At 67.9% G+C, this 22,142-nt stretch carries 19 protein-coding genes; 13 read left to right on the forward strand and 6 right to left on the reverse strand.

The features are described 5' to 3' along the window. Positions 1-28: 28 nt before the first annotated feature. Together DI605_RS14200 and DI605_RS14205 are read right to left on the reverse strand one after the other, a co-directional pair. The gene (locus tag DI605_RS14200) at positions 29-847 is read right to left on the reverse strand and encodes a hypothetical protein (RefSeq protein ID WP_293975129.1); all 819 of its coding nucleotides are present in this window, start codon (positions 845-847) and stop codon (positions 29-31) included. Next, positions 847-3,435 carry a TonB-dependent receptor gene (locus DI605_RS14205; protein WP_293975132.1) on the reverse strand — a complete coding sequence of 863 codons (2,589 nt, stop codon included), beginning with the start codon at positions 3,433-3,435 and terminating at the stop codon, positions 847-849. The genes DI605_RS14200 and DI605_RS14205 overlap by 1 nt, the downstream gene beginning before the upstream one ends. 144 nt (positions 3,436-3,579) lie before the next feature. On the opposite strand from DI605_RS14205, the gene DI605_RS14210 reads away from it, so the two are divergent. Beyond that, positions 3,580-5,190 carry an alkaline phosphatase D family protein gene (locus DI605_RS14210; protein ID WP_293975135.1) on the forward strand — a complete coding sequence of 537 codons (1,611 nt, stop codon included), beginning with the start codon at positions 3,580-3,582 and terminating at the stop codon, positions 5,188-5,190. Positions 5,191-5,232: 42 nt separating this feature from the next. Here the strand turns inward: DI605_RS14210 and DI605_RS14215 are convergent, their stop codons facing one another. Then, entirely contained in the window at positions 5,233-5,892 is a 660-nt protein-coding gene (locus tag DI605_RS14215; RefSeq protein WP_293975138.1) for an arylesterase, read from the reverse strand. On the opposite strand from DI605_RS14215, the gene DI605_RS14220 reads away from it, so the two are divergent. Continuing rightward, entirely contained in the window at positions 5,886-6,605 is a 720-nt protein-coding gene (locus tag DI605_RS14220) for an ABC transporter ATP-binding protein (protein ID WP_293975141.1), read from the forward strand. The genes DI605_RS14215 and DI605_RS14220 overlap by 7 nt on opposite strands. Next, positions 6,602-9,091, forward strand: coding sequence for an FtsX-like permease family protein (locus DI605_RS14225; protein ID WP_293975143.1), 2,490 nt, complete (start codon positions 6,602-6,604; stop codon positions 9,089-9,091). The genes DI605_RS14220 and DI605_RS14225 overlap by 4 nt, the downstream gene beginning before the upstream one ends. A 12-nt stretch (positions 9,092-9,103) precedes the next feature. Here the strand turns inward: DI605_RS14225 and DI605_RS14230 are convergent, their stop codons facing one another. Next, positions 9,104-10,048 (reverse strand): ribokinase, encoded by a 945-nt coding sequence (locus tag DI605_RS14230; protein ID WP_293975145.1) that lies wholly within the window; start codon positions 10,046-10,048, stop codon positions 9,104-9,106. Positions 10,049-10,187: 139 nt separating this feature from the next. Between DI605_RS14230 and DI605_RS14235 the strand changes: the two genes are divergently transcribed. Then, positions 10,188-10,925, forward strand: coding sequence for a GntR family transcriptional regulator (locus DI605_RS14235; protein ID WP_293975148.1), 738 nt, complete (start codon positions 10,188-10,190; stop codon positions 10,923-10,925). Positions 10,926-10,934: 9 nt separating this feature from the next. On the opposite strand, the gene DI605_RS14240 is transcribed toward DI605_RS14235, so the two are convergent. Continuing rightward, the gene (locus tag DI605_RS14240; protein ID WP_293975151.1) at positions 10,935-11,729 is read right to left on the reverse strand and encodes a DUF4198 domain-containing protein; all 795 of its coding nucleotides are present in this window, start codon (positions 11,727-11,729) and stop codon (positions 10,935-10,937) included. A gap of 106 nt (positions 11,730-11,835) precedes the next feature. Here DI605_RS14240 and DI605_RS14245 point away from each other — a divergent pair, with 106 nt between their 5' ends. Beyond that, positions 11,836-14,067 carry a TonB-dependent hemoglobin/transferrin/lactoferrin family receptor gene (locus tag DI605_RS14245; RefSeq protein WP_293975154.1) on the forward strand — a complete coding sequence of 744 codons (2,232 nt, stop codon included), beginning with the start codon at positions 11,836-11,838 and terminating at the stop codon, positions 14,065-14,067. Positions 14,068-14,081: 14 nt separating this feature from the next. Then, positions 14,082-15,047: a DUF6607 family protein gene (locus DI605_RS14250; protein ID WP_293975158.1), complete on the forward strand. Its 966-nt coding sequence runs from the start codon at positions 14,082-14,084 to the stop codon at positions 15,045-15,047. A 41-nt stretch (positions 15,048-15,088) separates the two neighbouring features. Here the strand turns inward: DI605_RS14250 and DI605_RS14255 are convergent, their stop codons facing one another. Then, positions 15,089-16,477: a PLP-dependent aminotransferase family protein gene (locus tag DI605_RS14255; RefSeq protein WP_293975161.1), complete on the reverse strand. Its 1,389-nt coding sequence runs from the start codon at positions 16,475-16,477 to the stop codon at positions 15,089-15,091. A gap of 108 nt (positions 16,478-16,585) precedes the next feature. Between DI605_RS14255 and DI605_RS14260 the strand changes: the two genes are divergently transcribed. The 7 genes from DI605_RS14260 to DI605_RS14290 all read left to right on the forward strand — a co-directional run bounded on the left by DI605_RS14260 (position 16,586) and on the right by DI605_RS14290 (position 22,081). Further along, on the forward strand, positions 16,586-16,921 hold the full coding sequence (locus DI605_RS14260; RefSeq protein ID WP_293975164.1) for a UrcA family protein: 336 nt from the start codon (positions 16,586-16,588) through the stop codon (positions 16,919-16,921). A 12-nt stretch (positions 16,922-16,933) separates the two neighbouring features. After that, positions 16,934-17,779: a PhzF family phenazine biosynthesis protein gene (locus DI605_RS14265; RefSeq protein ID WP_293975167.1), complete on the forward strand. Its 846-nt coding sequence runs from the start codon at positions 16,934-16,936 to the stop codon at positions 17,777-17,779. 140 nt (positions 17,780-17,919) lie between these two features. Then, positions 17,920-18,186 (forward strand): hypothetical protein, encoded by a 267-nt coding sequence (locus DI605_RS14270; protein ID WP_293975170.1) that lies wholly within the window; start codon positions 17,920-17,922, stop codon positions 18,184-18,186. Beyond that, positions 18,183-18,623: a periplasmic heavy metal sensor gene (locus tag DI605_RS14275; RefSeq protein WP_293975173.1), complete on the forward strand. Its 441-nt coding sequence runs from the start codon at positions 18,183-18,185 to the stop codon at positions 18,621-18,623. The genes DI605_RS14270 and DI605_RS14275 overlap by 4 nt, the downstream gene beginning before the upstream one ends. Then, on the forward strand, positions 18,620-19,183 hold the full coding sequence (locus tag DI605_RS14280; RefSeq protein ID WP_293975176.1) for an RNA polymerase sigma factor: 564 nt from the start codon (positions 18,620-18,622) through the stop codon (positions 19,181-19,183). Before DI605_RS14275 ends, DI605_RS14280 begins: the two co-directional genes overlap by 4 nt. A gap of 25 nt (positions 19,184-19,208) precedes the next feature. Further along, complete coding sequence (locus DI605_RS14285; protein WP_293975179.1) at positions 19,209-20,978, forward strand: copper resistance system multicopper oxidase; 1,770 nt, start codon at positions 19,209-19,211, stop codon at positions 20,976-20,978. Continuing rightward, positions 20,975-22,081, forward strand: a complete 1,107-nt coding sequence (locus DI605_RS14290; protein WP_293975182.1) for a copper resistance protein B — start codon at positions 20,975-20,977, stop codon at positions 22,079-22,081. Before DI605_RS14285 ends, DI605_RS14290 begins: the two co-directional genes overlap by 4 nt. Positions 22,082-22,142: the final 61 nt, after the last annotated feature.

Raw genomic sequence — 22,142 nt, forward strand, 5'->3', positions numbered from 1 at the left:
GAGCGCGCTCCACCCCGCCGATCAGTCCCTATGGCCCCGTCATTTCCGGAACGCGCACCGCCACCGCTTCCCTGGTCTTGCGCTCTATCCCCCACAGGATCCGGTTCGCACCTTCTTCCCAGGCGATCGCCTGCCCGTCCGTCATCAGCGGGATGGTGGCGACATGTTCGAGGATCGATCCGGCCGGCGGCAGGCGCAGCGCATAGAGTTCGGGCCGATCATGGCCGGTCACATAGAGCAGGCCATCGCGCCCCCACACGCCGCCCGAAGAGCTATAGGGCGCGAACCGTTCCAGCACGCTCGGCGGGAATAGCCACGCGCCCTGCTCCTGAAAGTCCGGCGAATAGCGAACGAGCGTCGTGTAGCGATGGTCGCGGCCCGGCTCGCCGCCCTTGCCCGCATAATTGGCGAAGCAGGCCCACCAGCTGCCCTCATGCCAATCGAGCCAGGTCAGCGATCCGCGCCCCGGCCCCAGGCTAAGCGTGCGGACATGGGAAAGCCTGCCCGCATCGAACCATTCGATCGAGCTGGCCTGCGGCACTTCGGGATAATTGGAGGCGGCACATACCAGCTGCCGCCCTGCCAGGATGCAGCTGTTCATGTGACGGAAGCGCGCGGGATCGCCCCGCCATCTTTCGACCAGTTCGTGCGTGCGCCGATCATATTTGCCGATCTCGGCATTGGAGATGGCATAGACATATTTGCCATCCGCCACGACGCCCTGCCGCGCCTCCTCGGCGCTGAAGCGGGCGACCTCCGTTACGGCCGGAAGCGTCTGCGGCGCCGGCGCGGGCTGCGTGCCCGGCTCCGGCGTGGCGGCGGCGAGGAGAAGAGCAAGCGCCAGCATCAGAACTTCGCCGATACGCCGGCATAGAAGGTGCGGCCATAGCGTTCGTTCTGGATCACCCAATTCCTGTTGCCGGCCTGATATTGGCGGGTCGGTTCGTCCGTCAGGTTCTGCGCCTCCACGAACAGGCGGACATTCTCCCACACGGCGAAGCTGGCCTTGGCATCCAGCCGGCGCAGATCGTCATTATACTGATCGTTATAGGAGGGGCTGCCGATCGCGAGCAGCGAGTGGCCCGTATTGTGATAGGCGAGCGAGGCCTCCACGCGGCCCTTCTGGTAGAAGAGTTCCGCGCCGTAGAGATATTTGGACTGGCTGGGGAAGGTCGACTTGCGGCCATCCGGCAGGGTCAGGGTGGAATCGGTCAGCGTGCCGTTGAGCGAAATGCCGAAGCCCGAGAGCAGGCCCGGCAGGAAGGTGAACTGCTGCTGATACTGGGCCTCGATGCCCACGATATCGCCCTTTGCGGCGTTCAGCGGCTGGCTGATCGAGACCTGCGGATAGGTGACGCCATTGTAGCTGCCGTTCAGCGTCACCGTCGTCTGGGTGAAGATCGGATTGCGGATGAACTTGGCGAACACGCCAACGCTCAACAGGCCGCCCTTGGCGAAATACCATTCCGCCGTCGCATCGAGATTGTCGGCGCGATAGGGCTTCAGATCCGGATTGCCGAGCGAAACCGCCACGTTGGGCGCGGCATTGACCGTGTCGATCGATCCGCCGGGCGAGAGCGTGCTATATTCCGGCCGGCCCAGGCTCTTCGAATAAGCGAAGCGGAAGATCGTGTCGTGGCTGGGCTCGATCCGCACGATCAGCGAGGGCAGCCAGTCATCATAGCTGTTGTCGCTGGAGGTGGGGATCACGGTATTCGTATTCTGCAGGCGATAGCCTGTGATGCCGAGCCTGGTATGCTCGTAGCGCAGGCCCGGCGTGATCGTGACGGCGCCGAACTTCAGGTTCGCCATCACATAGGCGGCCGCGACCTTCTCCTTCAGCGTGAAATCGGCAACCGTATTGTTGGTGAGCGTGGTCGCCGCATCCAGCGGCATCAGCGCGCCGCCCAGATTCTGATCGGTGAAGGCCTGCAACGCGGAGATGTTGAACAGCGGGCTGTTATAATAGCATTGATCGGTATCGGCGCTGTTCGGATAGACGCAGGTGCCGGCCGCGCCGAGATCATACTGGCCGAGCGTCCAGCGATTGGCGCTGGCGCTGGCGCGCGTCCACGTCGGATTGTCCTGATCGAAGCTGCGATCCGTATCGCGATATTTGCCGCCGAACTTCAGGAAGCTGCCGTCGCCGAGCCCGTCGAGCGAATAGGTGGCATCGATCCTGCCCTGCCAGATCTTCTCGACGTTCACCTGATGGAACTTCTGATACTGGCGGAACTGGAGCTGGTTCGCCGAGCATTCCGTGGCCGGTGCGGCCGAATAGACCTTGTCGGTGAAATCGAAGTTTACGGTGCCCGGATTGCAGCGGAACTGCCAGATCGGATAGCGATCCAGCGTGCGATTGCGGCTGTAGGCGCCTTCATAGTCCAGCTTCAGGCGGCTCAGTTCGGTGGAGCCGCCGATCATGCCGGTCGCCAGATATTTGGATTTGTAATCCAGGCGCAGATCCTCGCGCCGTTCCGCGCCCGTGCCGGTGAGCGTGCCGGTCAGCCCATCGGGATTGAGCTGGAAGGCGGAGGAGGAGGCGAGGGCGGAGGTGGCGAAATCCAGCCGGTAGCGCGGCCGCACCTCATCTTCGGTGAATTTTGAATAGACGCCGCGAATGTAGAAGCTCTGCGTGTCGCTCGCCCGCCAGTCAAAAGATCCGGTGCCGCCGATCCGCTCGCGGGTGAGCGAATAGCGCGTATATTTGATGTTGTCGGGCACGCCCCCGCGCGCGAACCGCGCATCCGGGCGCCAATTGTCCGGATAGAAGCCCATGCTATCGAAATCGCGATAGGAATAGCTGCCGCCGAGCACGACGCCGAACTGCTCATCCGATCCGAAGCGCCCGGCGATGGTGGCATCGCCCTGATAGGGTACTTTCTTGTTGAGCGTCTGGTAGCCGGCCTTGCCGCTGATCGCGACGTTGAACCGATCCCTGAAGTCGAACGCCGTCTGCGTAACGAGATTGACGGTGCCGCCAATGCCCTGGCCATCCATGTCGGCCGTCTTCACCTTGGCGATTTCGATCCGGTTCAGCATCTGGCCGGAAACGATGTCCAGCGGCAGCGATCGGGTGGTGCCGTCGGGATTGCCGATCTCCAGACCGTTCAGCGTATAATTGTTGAGGTTCGAAGGCACGCCGCGGATCGCGACGTAGCGGCCCTCGCCCTGATCGTAGGTGACGCCGACGCCGGGCAGATGCTCGATCGCCTCGGCCACATTCTTGTCGGGCAGGCGGCCGATCTCGTCGGCGGCGGACACATCGAGCACGCCGATCGCCGCGCGCTTCACCTGGATGGATCGCTCCTGCTGCGCGCGCTGGCCGGTCACGACGATCGCATCGTCGGTGCCGTCCGGCGCGGCCTGCGCCTGCGCGCCGGTGGCACAGGCGATGGCGCTCGTCGCGCACGCCGAAAGCAGGAGTTTCCGCATCATTTTGCCCCTTCTTGGAAGATGGGGTCCGCTAGCTCCCGCCCGCGATGTTTCGGTGACGGAGCGATGACGTTTTCTTTGCAGCCGGCCGCAATTGCCCGCACCTGTCACCGAACGGACATGGAAGCTTGCGAAGGCCATGCGATGCACACACCGGATGACATTGCCGCCCCCGCCGGATCCGAGATCGCGGCGCTCTCCCGCCGGAGCCTGATCGTGGGCGTGGGCGCATCCGCCGCGCTGATCGCGATCGGCGCGAAGGGGGCGCTGCCGCTTGCGCCCGGCCTGTTTTCGCTGGGCGTGGCATCCGGCTATCCGATGCCGGGATCGGTAATCCTGTGGACGCGCCTGGCGCCGAAGCCGCTGGAGGCGGATGGCGGCATGCCGCCCGCCGATGTTCCGGTGCGCTGGGAAGTGGCGGAGGATGAGGGTTTCGCGCGCATCGCGCGATCGGGCACCGCGCGCGCCGAACCCGGCTGGGGCCATTCGGTGCATGTCGAGGCAGCCGGGCTCAGGCCGGCGCGAGTCTATCATTACCGCTTCATCGCGGGTGGGGAGACGAGCCCCGTCGGCCGCACGCGCACCGCGCCGGCGGCGGGGGTGATGCCCGATCGCTTCCGCTTCGCCTTCGCCTCCTGCCAGAAATATGAGGCGGGCTTCTACGCCGCCTATCGCCACATGGTGGCCGACGATCCCGATCTGGTCGTGTTCCTGGGCGACTATATCTACGAGGCGGATCCCAATCCCAGGAATGCGGTGCGCCTCCACCTCAATCCGGAGCCGAAGGATATTGGCGGCTATCGGGTGCGCTACGCGACCTACAAGCGCGATCCGCTGCTCCAGGCCGCGCATCAGGCGGCACCCTGGCTGCTGACGTGGGACGATCACGAAGTGGCCAACGATTATGCCGCTGATCTCGATGAGAAGAATGGCGATCGTGGCGCCTTCCTGCTCCGTCGCGCCGCCGCCTATCAGGCCTATTACGAGCATCAGCCGCTGCCGCTGTGGGCGCGGCCGAAGGGGCCTTCGATGCGGCTCTATACGGCGGTCGACTGGGGTGGGCTCGCCCAGTTCCAGATCGTCGACGATCGCCAGTATCGCGGCCCCCGCGCCTGCCAGCCGCCCGAATTGCTGGCGCGGCACGAGCAATATCAGGTGCTGGTTCCGCCCTGCGCCGATCTCGATGATCCGGGCCGCACGATGCTGGGCAGCGCGCAGGAACAGTGGCTGATGCGGCAGCTTGGCACCACGAAGGCGCGCTGGAACATCCTCGCGCAGGAGACGCTGATGCGCCGGCAGGGGCGGATCGACGCCGCGCATCCCGAAAAGGGCCCGCTGCTTTCGGCCGATACATGGTCCACCTATCCGGTGGCGCGGGATCGCATCTTCCGCCGTTGGGCCGAGGCGAGGACCGCCAATCCCTTCTCGATCGGCGGCGACATCCACGCCTTCGCCGCCGATTCGATCCAGGATCCCGCGCGGCCCGATGCGGCGCCGATCGGCGCCGAGTTCGTCGGCGGATCGATCACCTCGCTGTTCAACGATGCGAGCTTCAAGCAGCAGGCGCCGGCCAACGGGCTTGTCTTCGCGGAGAATGAGGTGCGCGGCTATGGCCTCGCGACCTTGACCCCCGATGGCGGCGATGTCGCGTTCCGGGGCCTTGCCAACGCGCTGAAGGAAGACAGTGCGATTGCCGATATCGCCCGCTTCACGCTCGATCCGCGCGAACCCGGCATTCACAAGACGCTGGGCTGATCGGCAACCTTCGGCTCAGGCCCCCTCCAGCCGGGCCGGTCTCTATGGACGGGGGGCGGCCAGCGCCTTGCGCACCGCCGGCGCGATGCGGCTCACGATGATCCGCACGCCGCGCGCATTGGCGTGGATGCCATCCGCCTGGAAAAGATCGCGATGGCCCACCACCCCATCGAGGAAGAAGGGGTAGAAGGCCACGCGATGCCGCGCGGCGAGCCGCGCATAGAGGCTGTCGAACCTGGCGCGATAGGCCTCGCCCAGATTGGGCGCGGCACGCATGCCGACGAGCAGGGTGGGGATGCGGCGGCGGCCCAGCTCGGTCAGGATCGCATCCAGATTGGCCTCGGCCACTTCGGGTGGGAGGCCGCGCAGCATATCGTTGCCGCCAAATTCCACGATCACGAGATCAGGCGGCGTGCCGAGGCCGCGCAGGCCCCAGCGCAGCCGGGCCTTGCCCTGCGCGGTGGTATCGCCCGCGACGCCACCGTTGCGCACCGTGGCGGACAGGCCACCGCGCCGGAGGCCCGCCTGCAATTGCGCGGGAAAGCCATCGGCGGGAGGCAGGCCATAGCCGGCGGTGAGGCTGTCGCCGAATGCCCAGATCACGGGGGCGACCGGGGTCGCCCGCGCCGGAAAACCGGCAATCAGGCCGAGGAGGAGATAGACAAAAGCGCGAACCGCTCCATATCCCTTGCGCCGTGCCATCTTCGCTCCTTCCGCCATTCCGGGATCCCGATAGCATCGTCGTCGATGCGCGCCATCTCACGCTGGCGCTGGGCCGCCCGCCCGCGCGGGTGGAGGTGTTGCGCGGTATCGATCTTACGATCGCGGCGGGCGAGAGCGTGGCGCTGCTAGGCCCGTCCGGTTCGGGCAAATCCTCGCTCATGGCGGTGCTCTCCGGGCTGGAGCGGCCAAGCGGCGGCAGCGTGCGCGTGGCGGGCCTGGCCTTCGAGGCGATGGACGAGGATGCGCTCGCCGTGGCGCGTCGCGGCCGGATCGGCATCGTGCTCCAGGCTTTCCACCTGCTGCCGACGATGACGGCTCTGGAAAATGTCGCCGTGCCGCTGGAGCTTGCGGGCGAGCGGGATGCCTTCGCGCGGGCCGAGGCGGAGCTGGCGGCGGTGGGCCTTTCGCACCGCATCCACCATTATCCCACCCAGCTTTCAGGCGGCGAGCAGCAGCGCGTGGCGATCGCCCGCGCGCTGGCACCGCGCCCGGCCCTGCTGTTTGCGGACGAGCCGACCGGCAATCTGGATGGCGCGACCGGCCGGATCATCATGGATCTGCTGTTCGAACGCCACGCCGCGACCGGCGCTACCCTGCTCGTCATCACGCATGATCCGGCGCTGGCGGCGCGCTGCCGCCGGATCGTGGAACTGGCCAACGGCCTGATCGTCGCGGATCGCGGCACGGCATGATCGCCTGGCGACTGGCGCTGCGCGATCTTCGCGCCGGCGGGCGCGGGCTGATGCTGCTGGCGATCTGCCTGTTCGTGGGCACGGCGGCGCTGGCCGGGATTGGCAGCCTTTCCGCCAGCATCCTCACCGCGATCGAGGCGCAGAGCCGCGCGATGCTGGGCGGCGATCTGGAAATGCGCGTGTCGCAGCGCCGCGCCACGGTGGAGGAAGCCGCAGCTTTTGCGCGCGCCGGCCGCCTTTCCGAAAGCATTTCCACGCGCAGCATGGCGCAGGGATCGGACGGTACGGCACCGGTGCTCGTCACGCTGAAAGCGGCCGACGGCGCCTGGCCGCTCGTCGGCACGCTGCGGTTGCAGCCGGGCGCGCTGAGCCCACGGCCGAAGGGATTGCAGGCGGCGATCGCGCCCGTCCTCGCGGATCGGCTGGGTCTGCATGTGGGCGACGGGATGCGGCTGGGCGCGGCGCGCATGAAGGTGATCGGCCTGATTGCGGAGGAGCCGGGCGCGCTGGGGCAGGGCTTCGCCTTCGGGCCGAGCGTGATCGTGGACATGGCCGGGCTGGATGCGACCGGCACGATCCAGCCCGGCAGCCTCTATGAAAGCCGCTATCGGCTGCTGCTGCCGCCCGGCACCGATGCGGGCAGGCTGGGGCAGGATTTCGTGCATCGCTTCCCCAGCGCCGGATGGACGGCCCGCACGCCCGATCAGGCATCCGACGCGCTTCGCCGCAGCATCGGCCAGCTCGGCCAGTTCCTGCTGCTCGTCGGGCTCGCCGCGCTCGTCATCGCCGGCGTGGGCGTGGGCAGCGGAGTGAGCGCCTATCTCGCGGGCAAGACGCGCATGATCGCCACGCTGCGCGTGCTGGGCGCGCGGGCGGCGACGATCGCGTCCCTCTTCCTGATCGAACTGGGGCTGACGGCCGCGATCGGCATACTGGCCGGGCTGGCGCTGGGCGCGGCGGTGCCGTGGATCGTCGCGGCGGTGGCGGGCGAGGCGCTTCCCGTGCCGCCGCGCCTTGCTCTCTATCCGGAACCCCTTGCCGTGGCTGCCGCGCTCGGCCTGCTGATCGCCTTGCTCTTCGCCTTGCCGGCCCTGTCGCGCGCGCGATCCGTGCCGGCGGCCGCGCTGTTGCGCGATGCCCTGCTGCCGGCGGGCCGCCCCACGCGATCCGTGCTCGCGGGAATGGCGCTGCTGCTGGCCATGCTTGTCGCGCTGACCGTGCTCACCGCCAGCGATCGCTGGATCGCCCTGGGCTTCGTGGGGGCGGTCGCGGCGCTGCTGCTGGGGCTGTGGCTGCTCGGTCTTGGGATACGGTGGGTGCTCGTGCGCCTGCCCCGGCCGCGCCATCCCCTGCTGCGCCTCGCGCTCACCAACCTGCACCGGCCCGGCGCGCAGACCGATCGGCTCACGGTCGCGCTGGGGCTCGGCTTCACGCTCTTCGTGGCGCTCGCCATCGTCGATACCAGCCTGGCGGGCGAACTGGCCGATGTGGCGCCGGCCAAGGCGCCCCGCTTCTTCGCGATCGACGTGCAACCGGAAGATGCGGGGGTGTTTCGCAGGGCCGTGACGGATGCCACGCCCGGCGCGCGGATCGAGGTGGTGCCCTCGCTGCGCGGATCGATCGTGGGGCTCAAGGGCGTTCGCATCGCGGACATGAAGACGGCGCCGGACAGCTGGCTGATCCGGGGCGATCGGACGATCACCTGGTCCGCCTCGGTGCCGCCGCGCAACCGCATCGTCGCCGGCCGGTGGTGGCCCGCTTCCTATCGCGGGCCGCCACTCGTCTCGATGGACGAGGCGGGCGCCAGGGCGCTGGGGCTGAAGGTGGGTGACAGCATCACCGTCGCGGTGCTGGGCGTGGAGGTGCCGGCGCGGATCGCGGCGCTCCGGCAGGTCGACTGGGGCGGGCTCGGCATCAATTTCGCGCTGATCTTCTCGCCCGGCTATATCGAGGAGGCGCCGCACAGCCTGCTCGCCAGCATCTATGCGCCGCCCGATCGCGACGGGCGCATCGCCGATGCGGTCGCGCGTGCCTTGCCCTCCGTCACGATGATCCGCACCGGCGACGTGATCGGGCAGGTGGCGGAAATGCTCGGCCGGCTGACGATCGCGATCCGCACGGCAGCGGCGGTGACGGTCGCCGCCGGAATCGTGGTGCTGATCGGCGCGATCGCCGCCTCCGGTCGCAGCCGGCGCTACGATGTCGTCGTGCTGAAGCTCTTGGGCGCGAGCCGGCGGCAGATCCTGCTCGTCCAGGCCTTCGAATATATCCTGCTGTCCGCCCTGCTCGCCGGCATCGCGCTGATCGTGGGCGGGATTGGCGGCTGGTATGTCGTCACGCAGACCTTCGCGCTGGGCTGGTCGCCGGGCGGCTGGGCCGTGGCGGCGACGCTTTGCGCGGCCACGCTGACGACGCTGGCGGTGGGCCTGCTCGGCAACCGCGCTTTGCTTTCGACGCGGCCGGCGGAAAGCCTGCGTTCCCTGTAGGCGTGCCGCCGGTCAGGGCCGTGGCGGATCGGCCAGTGCGATCGCTCCCGTCCAGTCCGGCAGGGCATCGATCACGCCGATCCGGCCGCAGGTGATCGCGCCACAGGCCGAAGCGATGCGCAACGCCTGCTGCGGATCGCCCGTCCGTGCGAGCGCGACGACGAGCCCGGCAAGGAAGGCGTCACCGCAGCCTGTCGCGTCCACCGCCGCCACCGGGAAAGCGGGCTGGCGCAGATGCGTGCCGTCGCGCCGCCACAGGAGCGCGCCTTCGGCTCCCAGCGTCACGACGAGCGTCTCGATCCCATTTTCAAACAGCGCGTGGGCAAGGGATGCGAAGCCCCCGCTTCCTTCGGTCGACGGCGCGGCGAGTTCCGCGATCAGGGCCGCCGCCTCGGTCGTGTTGACGACCAGCATGTCCGTCGTCGCGAGAATGTCTGCCCGGATCGGACGATAGGGCGAGGGGTTCAGGATGGTCGGCACGCCCGCCGCGCGCGCGATCGCGAAGGCGGCGGTGATCACCTCGTCTCCCACCTCATATTGCGCGATCACCGCGCCCGCGGCGGCGATGCGGGCGGCGGCGGCCTTCGCCTCGCGCGCCGAAAGCAGGCCATTCGCGCCGGGATAGACGGCGATCATATTCTCGCCATGCGCGTCGATCAGGCCGACGCCGGTGCCGCTCGGCCCGGCGAAGCGCACCAGCATGTCTTCGGGCAGATCGGCTTTCGCCAGCGCCTCCACCGCCATCGGCGCGAAACTGTCGCTGCCGATCGCGACGATCCCGTCGACCAGGGCGCCCAGCCGGCGCGCGGCGATCGCGACGTTCAGGCCCTTGCCGCCTGCTTCCAGCAGCAGATCCTCGCCCAGCAGGGACTGGCCAGGAACGGGCAGCCGCGCGACCTTCATCGAGAGCGCCGCGACGAAACTGCCGATCACGAAAAGAGGTGAGTTGCTGTTCACGCTCTCCGCGATTCTGTTATAGGTGAGTCTCGCTTCCCCAATAGACGAGCCAGACGCCCCCCATCATGCACGACGCCCCTATTTCTCGTCACGAATCCTCCCCCGATGATGTGACGAGCATGCGGCAGGATCCGTTCCATTGCAGCATCTGATCCGCCTCGATCACGAATCCACCCGGTCGCTCTACCTCCAGCTGGAGGAACAGATTTCGGAACTCATCACCACCGGCCAGATCACCGGTGGCACGCGCCTTCCCTCCGAACGGCAGCTGGCCGAGGATCTGGGAGTGAGCCGCTCCACCGTGCAGCAGAGCTACACGATGCTGCGCGAACGGCGGATGATCGTGGGGCAGGGGCGACAAGGCTCGATCGTGCCGGCGGAGGCCGCCCGCCTGCGTTCCGGAATGGACAGGCTGCGTGGCTTCACGCAGGAAATGGCGGAGCTGGGACGTACCGCCTCCACCCGCGTTCTCGAGCATCGCATCGTCACGGATCGTTCGGTGGCCTCGCTGTTCGGCCTGCCGTCGACGGCACGCTTCCTCTTCCTCGTCCGCATTCGTCTGGGAGACGATGTGCCGCTCTCGCGCGAGACGGCGTGGTACAGCCTGGATGCGGCGCCCTTCCTCGAGGGCGCCGATCTCGAAGGCTCCATCTATGGCCAGCTCGCGGCGGAGGGGCTGATCCCGGCCCATTGCGACCAGACGATCGAGGCGACGCCGCCCACCCAATCCGAACGCGACATATTCGGTTTCGAGGAGGCGGTGCCATGCCTGCTCATCAAGCGGCGCACCTATCTGCGCGACGGGCCGATGGTGGAATATGTCGAGGGCGTGTTCCGGGGCGACACCTACATTTATCGCCTGCGCCTGGATTCCTGACGGGGCGCGTCACATCGCCTGGAAGGCGAGCGTGACCGTGTAGCTGTAATAGGGCGCGGCGGCCCCGGCGGGTGCCGCATCCCGGTGCCGCACCAGCATCAGATAGCGGCCCGCATCGGGCGGCGTGAGCGAGACGCGGCCAGCCGTATCCGTTTTGAGTTCGATCACCTGCTTGGTGCCGTCATAATAGCCGGCCTCGCGAAACAGTGTGACGAGCGTGCCGGCGAGCGGCCTGCCCCGATAGAGGATTTCGAAGGTCGCGGCTTCCTTCGCACCATAGGCGCTGGGATCGCCGAGCGGATGAATTTCCAGCGCCGTACCGCGCGGCTTCAGTGCCGCCATGCTCCCGGGCCGGCCGTGCAGCACGTAGGCGTCGGCAAGGGTGGTGCTCTGCGCGGTGACGATCGCGGCACCCGCCGGCACCTCGCCATCCTCCCCGGCAATCTTCCAGGCGCCGCCCTCCCGATACATCTTGTTCATCCGGCCGAGCCGCTGGCCTGACGAGAGGCGATAGAGGCCATCCCGCGCCAGCGGGGCTTCCACGATCGTCATGTCCGTGAGCAGGGCGGGTGTGTCCAGCCGGGTCGTCATGCCGTCCGGTCCTGTGATCTCGAAGGGCGCGTCCCGCATGCCGATTTCCGGCCGGAAGGCATCCTCCCCGAAGGCCGCCTCGATCGTCACCTGCTTGCGTGCGCCGGCTTCGAAGGTGCTGGGCAGCACATAGGGCATATGTGCGCCGGCCGGGGTCCCGGTCAGGGCCAGGGCGATTCCCGTCCCTGCCACCACCACCGCCGCCCATGTCATATGTCCCGTTCTGGAGCGTCGCATCACTTCGTCCCGATCGTTTCGTTGTCGGCTTGCTAATGAGAATGACTCGCACTAGCAAGCCGACAACGAAAAAGGGACCTCGATGAACACGAAATATCTGCGCGCCGGCATCGCACCCGTGGCTCTTCTGGCGCTGTGCGCCCCGCTCCATGCCGCCGGGCTGGCGGATGCCGATGCCGCCGCTGGGGTGGATGCGGCCGAGACGATCACGGTGACGGCCACGCGCACCGAAAAGCCGGTGGAGGATGTGCCCGCCACCGTTTCCGTGATCGACGCACGCCAGATCGCCGATCGCTTCGTGAACGATATCAAGGATCTGATCCGTTACGAGCCCGGCGTCACGGTGCGCCGCGCGCCCGCCCGCTTCACCGCCGCAGGTGCCTCGACCGGCCGCGATCGCGACAGCGGATTCAATATTCGCGGCATCGAGGGCAATCGCGTGATGATTACGGTCGATGGCGTGCGCGTGCCCGACGCGTTCAGCTTCGGCGCGCAATCCGTGGGCCGTGGCGACTATGTCGATCTGGATCTGGTGAAATCGGTCGAGATCCTGCGCGGCCCTGCCTCCGCGCTCTACGGCAGCGATGGCGTGGCCGGCGCGGTGAGCTTCGTCACCAAGGATCCCGGCGATTTCCTGAAGGAGGGGCAGGCGCTGGGCGGTGGCATGCGTGTCGGCTATGATGCCAGCGACGAAAGCTGGGCCGAGAGCCTCGTCGTCGCCGGCAAGAGCGGCACCGTCTCGGCCATGCTGGCCTATACGCGCCGCGACGGCCACGAGATCGACAACAAGGGCACGAACGATTCCGCCAATACGGATCGCACCACGCCCAATCCGCAGGACACTTTCTCCAATGCCGTGCTGGCCCGGGCCGTCTGGTCGCCCAGCGACGCGCATCGCCTGCGCTTCACCTACGAGCATTTCGACTCCGACGTGGATACCAACGTGCTGAGCGCGATCGCCAAGCCGACGTTCACCTCCACCTCCGTGATCGGCCTCTCCGCGACCGACGAGACGCGGCGCAACCGCGGCACGATCGACTATCGCTACAAGGGCGACGGCTTCGTCAGCGGCATCCGCGCGGCCGGCTACTACCAGCGCAGCAGCAACCTTCAGGATGCCTATGAGGACCGGAACACCGCCGCCGATCGCACGCGCATCAACAGGTTCCGCAACGAAATCTATGGCGGCATGCTGCAACTGGAGAGCCGCATCACGACCGGCGCGATCGAGCATCTGTTCGTCTATGGCGCCGATTACGCGCATAACCGCCAGACGGGCGTGCGCGACGGCACGGTGGCGCCGGTGGGCGAAACCTATCCGACGCGCGCCTTCCCGACGACTGACAACACGCTGATCGGCGCCTTCGTGCAGGATGAAATCTCGATCGGCGGCGGGCTGCTGACGGTCTTTCCGTCGCTGCGCTACGATCATTACAGGCTGGATCCGAAGAATGATCCGCTCTTCACCACCTTCGTGCCGCGCGGCCAGAGCGGATCGAAGGTGACGCCGCGCATCGGCGCGGTGGTGAAGGCGACCGAGATGATCCGGCTGTTCGCCAATTATACGCGCGGCTTCAAATCGCCCGAGCCGAACCAGATCAACAACGGCTTCGCCAATGTCGTCGTGAATTATCAGTCCATTCCGAATCCGGATCTGCAGCCCGAGACGAGCGAAAGCTATGAGGGCGGCGTGCGCCTGAACGGCGATGGCTGGTCCGTCAGCACCACGGCCTTCAATGGCCGCTACCGGAACTTCATCGATCAGATCCAGATCCGGGGATCCTTCACCGCCGCCGATCCGGCCGTCTATCAATATGTGAATCTCGGCCGGGTGAAGATTCACGGGCTGGAGGCGAAGGGGGATTATCGTCATCCCAGCGGCTTCGGCGCGCAGGCGGCCTTCTCCTATGCGAAGGGCAGCGTGCGCCAGACCGGCGTTGCCGGATCGCGTCCGCTCGACAGCGTGGAGCCCGTGAAGATCGTCGCGGGCGTCTTCTACCGGCCGGACGAGGGGCCGTTCAGCGGCCAGATCATGGCCACGCATTCGGCCGGCAAGAAGCTGTCGCGCACCAACAACAGCTGCAACACGGCGACGACGAGCTGCTTCACGCCTTCCGGCTTCTGGGTGTTCGACGCGACCATTTCCTATCGCCTCTTCGACAGGGCGACGCTGCGCGCGGGCCTCTTCAACATCTTCGACAAGAAATATTTCTGGTGGAGCGACGTGCGCGGCCTCGCCTCCAATTCCACCATCAAGGACGCCTTCTCGCAGCCCGGCCGCAAGGCGGGCGCCTCGCTGAGCTTCTCGCTGTGATCCGGAGCAACAGGATGATCCGTTCCCCCCTCATCGCCGCCGCGCTCGCGCTGGCCGTCTGCCCCGCTGCGATCATCTCGGCCCGACCGGGTCCCGGCGCGGCACAGGCCGATCAAGCGCGCGACCATGCCTCGATCCTCCGCATGGCCGGCACCTACAAGGTGACGTTCGACATGCGCGAGACGGTGCCCTTCGTCGCCGGCTACAAGCCCTATGAGGCCAAGATCAGTGGCGGGCATGAGGTGGTGAAGGCCGTGCTCGACACGCCCGGCCACATCATCCTCCAGCATCTGCTGGTGGTGGATACGGGCACCGCCAAGCCGCTCGTCATCAAGCATTGGCGACAGGATTGGACGTGGCAGCCCAAATCCGTGCTCGTTTATACAGGCCCGGGCCGCTGGACGCTGCGCCCGCTTTCGGCGGCCGAGGCGCAGGGGAACTGGTCGCAGACCGTGTGGCAGACGGACGACAGCCCGCGTTACGGCGCGATCGGGCGCTGGCGCTATGACGATGGCGTCGCGCGCTGGATGAGCGAGGAGACGCGCCGCCCGCTCGCGCGGCGCGACGCGACCCGCCATCCGCCCTACGATCATTATCTCGGCACCAATCGTCACGCGCTCACACCCGATGGCTGGGTGCAGGAGCAGGACAATGCCAAGATCGGGCCGAAGGACGGCACGGACGCCACCTTCGTCCATGAAGTGGTGATCAACTCCTATGTGCCCGCGCGCGATTTCCCGATCGCGGCGGCCGAAACCTACTGGGCGAAGACCGCCGATTACTGGGCATCGGTGCGCGCGGACTGGGACAAGGCGATCGCGAAGGGGCAGGGGCTTCGCCTCGGCGAGGAGGCGGACAACGGCTCGGTCACCGGGCACGAACTGATGCTCATCGCGGACGATATCGCCTCGGGCGAGATCAAGCCGGATGAGGGGCGCAAGGAAGCTTCGGAGATCATCGCGAAGGGCGCGGCGGAATAGTCTCCGGCGGCGCGGGGAGGGCGGCGATGGGCCGGCCCTCCCTATTCGCGGCAGGCGCGGGCGAGGAAGGCGAAGATCCGGTCATCCTCGCTCATCGCGACATTGAAGCGCAGATGATCGCCCCACGCGCCGGAAGGGCTGAAGACGTTGCCGGGCGCGAGCACGATATTCTCCTCCAGCGCCCGGCGGGCGAGCGCCACGGCATCCATGCCTTCCGGCAGGCGCGCCCAGACGAACAGGCCGGCGGCGGGCTCGATCCAGGGTTCGATGCCCACCGCGCGCAATTGCGCGAGCGTCCGCGCGGTGGCGCAACTGAGCCGCGCGCGCACCATCTCCATATGGCGGCGATGGCTGCTGTCGGTAAGCACCGCATAGAGAAGATCGGCCGAGAGCGGATTGCCGGACATGGACGTGGCGATGCGCAGATCGGTGAGCGCCTCGATCCAGGCGGGCTTGGCCGCGATATGGCCACAGCGCACAGCCGCCGAGACGGATTTCGAAAAGCTGCCGATGCGGATCACGCGCTCCAGCCCGTCGAAGGCCGCCAGTCGCGGCGCGGTGACATGTTCGAAATCCGCGAAGATATCATCTTCCACCACGATCAGATCGTGCGCCTCGGCAAGCTTGAGCAGCCGGTGCGCGATCGGGGCGGAGAGGGTGGCGCCGGTGGGATTGTGGACGGCCGAATTGGTGAGATAGAAACGCGGGCGATGTTCGGCGACGGCGGCGGCGAAGGCGGCGACATCCGGCCCGTGCGGCGTCATCGGCACGCCCACCACCTTCGCGCGATGCGCCCGCAGCAGCGCCAGGAAATTGAAGTAGCAGGGATCGTCGATCAGCACCGTATCGCCGGGCGAAAGCAGGAAGCGGCACACGAGATCCACGGCGTGGGATCCGCTGTCCGTGAGCAGGATCTGATCCGGTGACGCATCCACGCCCTGATCGGCCAGCCTGCGCGCAAGCAGCGCGCGCAGCGGGAGCGGGCCCTGCGCGGTGGCATAGGCCGTCAGCGCCTCGGTCGCGTCGATGCGGGCGGCGGCGCGCATCGCCTTGCGCAGCGCATCGCCCGGCAGCCAATCGTCGGGCAGCCAGCCGCAGCCGGCCAGGATCGCGCCCGCGCGCCCGTTGAGCGACTGGCGCAGCATCCAGAGCGGATCCACTTCGCGCTCCACCGCCGCCCCGATCCTGTCCAGCGCGAGCGGGGCGAGCGGGGCCGCGACATAGAAGCCGGATCCGGCGCGCGGGCGGATCACGCCTTCGGCCGAAAGCCGGCCATAGGCCTCCACGATGGTCGATTTGGAAAAGCCGGTCTGGCCCGCCATCGCACGGACGGAGGGAAGCTGCGCGCCGGGCGTCAGCGTCCGCCGCTCGATCCGGTGGCGCACGGCTTCCATCACCATTCCGATGCGCGTGTCTCCGCCGTCGTTCATCCTGATCGTACTCTTTCATTGGGCAGTACAGTTTATCGATATCGTACCTGTCCGTCCCTGTTCCCGCCAGCCCCTTCGGCGCATCTGCCGCGCCGGAGGAGAATGATGATGAACCCGAAGACGCCCGCCCACCCGTTCGTGCTCGCCCTGTTCGGGCTGGCCCTCGTCGCGCCGGCGGCTGCCCGCCAGCCAGAAGCGGGCACGGCCACCGCCACCGTGCGGATCGCACGCCTCGATCGCCATCCCGCCACGCCGGCGGCCGCACGGCGCGTGCTGGTGCGGATCGATCGCGCCTTGCTGGAAGTCTGCGGCGCTTCGGACTTCAGCCTGCGCGAGGTGAAGGCCGCGACCCGCCAGTCGGCCTGCTGGAAGGATGGCATGGCGGATGCAGTGGCGCGCATCGGCGATCCGGCGCTGCGCCTCGCTTATGCGCAGCGCCCCTGAGGAGGGGCGGGTATGGCTTATCCGTTCAGGCTGGTCGACGTTTTCGGCACCGGCGCCTTCACCGGCAATCCGCTGGCGGTGATCGCCGGGGCCGATGATCTTTCGAGCGGGGAGATGCAGCGCATCACGCGCTGGCTGAATCTGTCCGAAACCGCCTTCCTGCTGCCGCCGACGATGCCCGGCGCCGATTATCGCGTGCGGATCTTCACGCTCGCGCACGAGCTCCCCTTTGCCGGGCATCCCACCCTGGGAAGCTGCCACGCCTGGCTCGAGGCGGGAGGCCGCCCGGCGGCGGAGGAGATGATCGTGCAGCAATGCGGCGCGGGGCTGGTGCGCGTCCGCAGCGATGGCGGGCAACTGGCCTTCGCCGCTCCTCCCCTGCTGCGCGGCGATCGCCCCACCCGGCAAGAGATCGGGGATGCCTGCGCGGTGCTGCGGATCGATCCCGCGGCGATCGTCGATGCGCGCTGGGTGGATAATGGGCCCGGCTGGATCGCGATCCTGCTGCCCTCGGCCGAAGCCGTGCTCGCGGTGGAACCGATGCGCCATCATGACCGGCCGACCGCGATCGGCATTGTCGGGCCGCATACGGCAGGCGGCGATGCGGCGTTCGAGATACGCGCCATCTTCAATGATGCGTTCGGCGCGCTGATCGAGGATCCGGTGACCGGCAGCCTCAACGCCTCGATCGGCCAGTGGTTGTTCGAAAGCGGCCGCGTGACGTGCGCCTATGCGGCCGCGCAGGGCACGCGGCTGGGGCGGACGGGCCGGGTGCCGGTCTCGCGGGACGGTGACGGGCAGGTCTGGGTCGGCGGCCGGACCGTCACACTGTTCGATGGCGTGACGCAGGCGGGATAGCTCTCCGCACGAACGCCATTGTCAGAATGGCGCCCGCGGGCAGAATGCGCGGCGGCGGGCCATCCGCTTCCGGCGCGCTTCGGGGCGCCGGGATGAGGGATGGGCCTGCCGGGCGCGTATGATCCCGTGCGGAGGCAGAGATGACGATCGACGACACATTGGCGAGGCTGGCCGCATCCGCCGCGCATCCCGGGCTGGATGAGGTGGAGGCAGGTGTGTTCGCGCGGATCGCCGAGGATGCGCGCGCCGGACGCAGCATGCGCAAGGGCATGATCGCGGCGATCGGCACGGCGACGCTGGCGGGCCTTGCGGGGGCGGCCATCCCGACCGGCCATCCCGACCGAGGCGCCTCCATGCTCGTGCCGACCATGCTGGCGCCTTCCACCCTGCTCGACAGCACGCCGTGAATCGAGGGCTCGTTCTCGTGGCGACGCTGGTGCTCGTCTTCGCCGCGGCCGTGGCGGGTGTCGGCGTCGGGCGGGCGATCTGGCCGGCGAGCCGGGAGCCGGGCGCCGAACTGCACAGCCTTCTCCACGATCGCCTCGATCTCGATGCCGGGCAGAGCCGGAAGCTGGAGGTGCTGGAGCGGCTCTATGCGACACGGCGGGCCGCGCTGGAGGCCGAGATGCGGGCGGACAATGCCCGGCTCGCCGCCGCGATCGAGAGCGAACATGGCTATGGCCCGGAAGTGGCCGCCGCGATCAACGCATCCCATGTCGCGATGGGGACGCTCCAGAAGGAAACGGTGGCGCACATCTTCGCGATCCGCAAATTGCTGCGGGCCGATCAGATCGCGCGCTTCGATGCGGCGGTGGCCGGAAGCCTGACCGATCCGGGGCGGTGAGCAACGATCTCGCGGCGCTCGACGATGGGGCGCTCGTCGTTCTGGCGGCCGCGCGCCGCGACGATGCCTTCCGGGAAATCATGCGGCGCCACCGCGAGCCGCTCTATCGCCTGATCCGTGGCCATATCGGCGATGAGGATGCGGCGCTGGATCTCGTCCAGGAATCCTTTGCCAGCGCATGGCGCCATCTCGCGCGCTTCGATCCGGCGCTGCCGTTGCGGCCCTGGCTCGCGCGGATCGCGATCAACCGGAGCCGGGACTGGCATCGCCGCCGCCGCATCCGCAGATTGTTCGGCTTCGGCGATGCGGAGGCGGCAGAGACGGTTCCTGACGACGCGCCCTCGCCCGAGACGGTGGCGGCCGGCCGGATCGAACTCGAGCGCGTCTGGGCCGCGATCGCGCAACTGCCCGAACGGCTGCGTGAAACGCTGCTGCTGCGCGCGATCGAGGGCCTGAGCCAGGCGGAGACGGCACGCACGCTTTCGATCAGCGAGAAGGCCGTGGAAACCCGCCTCTATCGCGCCCGAGCACACCTTTCCGCATTGCTGGGCGAGGGCTGATCGCGCGCCGCGCGTAAAAGCCTGCATGATACGGACACGGATGGCGCGCGGCGCGGCGGAACTGGGACGGCGGCATGTGCTGAAGGCGGGCGGCGCGGCGCTGCTGGCGCCCTTCTGGCCGGCCTGGGCGGCGCCTGTCTCGCCGGGGCTGGCGCCGTCGTCGCCCGCACTCGAAGGCACGGATATCGAGCTGCGCGTGGCCCACCGCATGCTGCGCATCGATGGCAGGGACATGCACGCCATCGGGCTGAACGATATGGTGCCGGGGCCGCTGCTGCGCCTGCGCGAGGGGCAGGATGTGCGCCTGACCGTGATCAACGATCTTCCCGACGAGGATACTTCGATCCACTGGCATGGCCTGCTGGTGCCCTTCCAGATGGATGGCGTGCCCGGCGTGAGCTTTCCGGGCATCAGGCCGGGCACCCGCTTCAGCTACAGCTTTCCGGTGCGGCAGGCGGGCACCTACTGGTATCACAGCCATTCCGGGCTGCAGGAGCAGATCGGCCATTATGGCCCGATCATCATCGATCCGGCCGCCGCCGATCCGATCGGCCATGATCGCGAGCATGTGATCCTGCTTTCCGATCACAGCCCGCTTCACCCGCACAAGATCTTCACCCGGCTGAAGCAGCAGGGCGGCTATTTCAACTATCAGAAGCAGACTCTCGCCGGGCAATGGGCCGGGCGGGACCAGAAGGGGCGTGACCGGTTCGCATGGGGCGGGATGCGGATGGACCCGGCCGACATTTCGGACGTGACGGGATCCACCTATACCTATCTGGTCAACGGCCACGGCCCGGCGGACAACTGGACGGCGCTGTTCCGGCCGGGCGAACGCGTGCGGCTGCGCTTCATCAATGCGGCGGCGATGACGATCTTCAACGTCCGCATCCCCGGCCTGACGCTCACGGTCGTCGCGGCCGATGGCATCCCGGTGCGTCCCGTCGCGGTCGAGGAATTCCAGATCGCCAATGCCGAAACCTATGACGTGATCGTCACGCCGGCCGACGATCGTGCCTATGGCCTGGTGGCCGAGGCGATCGATCGCTCCGGCATGGCCTTCGCGACGCTCGCGCCGAGGCCTGGCCTTGCCGCGGCGGCGCCGCCGCTCCGCCGCCGCCCGCTCGCCACGATGCGGGACATGGGCATGGATATGTCCGCCATGGGGGATGACATGAAGGGCATGTCCCACACGGATATGACGGATATGCCGATGCCGGACGCGCCGATGCCGGAGATGCACATGGGCATGCGCGACCGGCGAAACGCACCGGCCCTGCCGCTTGGCCCCGGCGTCCAGACGATCGCACCGATGCCGGCGGACCGGACCGGCGAGCCGGGACAGGGCCTTGCGGACGTGGGGCACAAGGTGCTCATCTATGCCGATCTCGCGGCACTGGAGCGCAATCCCGATGTGCGTGCGCCCGGCCGTGCGATGCGCATCCACCTCACCGGCAACATGGAACGCTATATGTGGGCGTTCGACGGGCTAAAGCTGAATGAGGTGAAGGAACCCATAGCCTTCACCGCCGGCGAGCGGGTGCGCATCACGCTCGTCAACGATACGATGATGAACCACCCGATCCACCTGCACGGCCATTTCTTCGAACTGGTCACGGGCAAGGGCGATCATGCGGCGCGCAAGCATACCGTGAACGTCCAGCCGGGCGGCACCGTCACCTTCGATCTCACGGCCGATGCCGTGGGAGACTGGGCGTTCCACTGCCACATGCTCTATCACATGCATGCCGGCATGATGCAGGTCGTCACGGTGCGGCCGGGAGCGGCGGCATGAGCGGGCGCGGAGTGGCGACGCTTCTGGCGGCCCTGCTGATAACGGGCAGGGGCCACGGCCAGTCCACCATGCAGATGCAGCACGGATCGCACGGCATGATGATGCCGGGCATGACGATGCAAGGCATGGACATGTCCGGCCATCAGCATGGCAACGCATCGCCGGCGGCTCCCGCCACCGGGAAAGTACAGCCGCCCAAATCGAAGCCGAAGCCGACACGGAAATCAAAGCCGGCGCCCCCGCCCGCGTCCACGCAGGAACAGACGCCGACGCCAACGGGGGACTCCGCGCCCGTCCTGTCCGAGCCGGCCGCCGCCCCCGCATCCATGCCCGCTCCCGCCGGGACGGACCTGCCTGTGTCGGCCGACGCCGCGCCCGCGCCGGCCGCGCCTGCGGATCATGCCGCCGATGCCTTTTACGATGCCGGTGCGATGGCGGCGGCGCGCGCGGATCTGCGGCGCGAGCATGGCGGCATGCGGCTGCACCAGATCCTTTTCAATCTGGCCGAGATACAGGCCCGGCGCGGCCGCGAGGGCTATCGCTGGGATGCCGAGGGCTGGTGGGGCGGTGACATCAACCGCTTCGTCGTGAAGAGCGAGGGCGAGGGCCGGTTCGGCCGATCGCTGGAAGCGGCAGAGGCGCAGGCACTCTTCTCGCGCGCGATCGGGCCCTATCACGATCTCCAGGCCGGCATCCGCCAGGATCTGGGGCGTGGCCCCCGGCGCACCTATGCCGTGATCGGGATCGAGGGGCTGGCCCCCTATTGGTTCGAGACGGAGGGCAGCCTGTTCCTTTCCGACAAGGGCGATCTGCTCGGCCGGGTGGAGGCATGGTATGACCAGCGCATCACCCAGCGCCTGATCCTCCAGCCACGCGTCGAGCTCAATCTGGCGGCGCAGGACGTGCGCGAGCAGGCGATCGGCCATGGCCTTTCGATGGCCGAACTGGGCCTGCGCCTTCGCTATGAGGTGCGGCGGGCATTCGCGCCCTATGTCGGCGTGTCATGGGAAGGGAGGGCCGGGCGGACGGCGCGCTATGCACGCGCCGCCGGCGAGGCTGTGCGCGGCACGGCGGCGGTGGCGGGAATACGCACCTGGTTCTGACCTGCGCGGTCACTTGCGCGGAAGGCCGCGTTGATGGCGTGCGCCGGCGGCGGGGGAGGGC

Source organism: Sphingomonas sp., from assembly GCF_003248515.1.
GTDB lineage: Bacteria > Pseudomonadota > Alphaproteobacteria > Sphingomonadales > Sphingomonadaceae > Sphingomonas_I.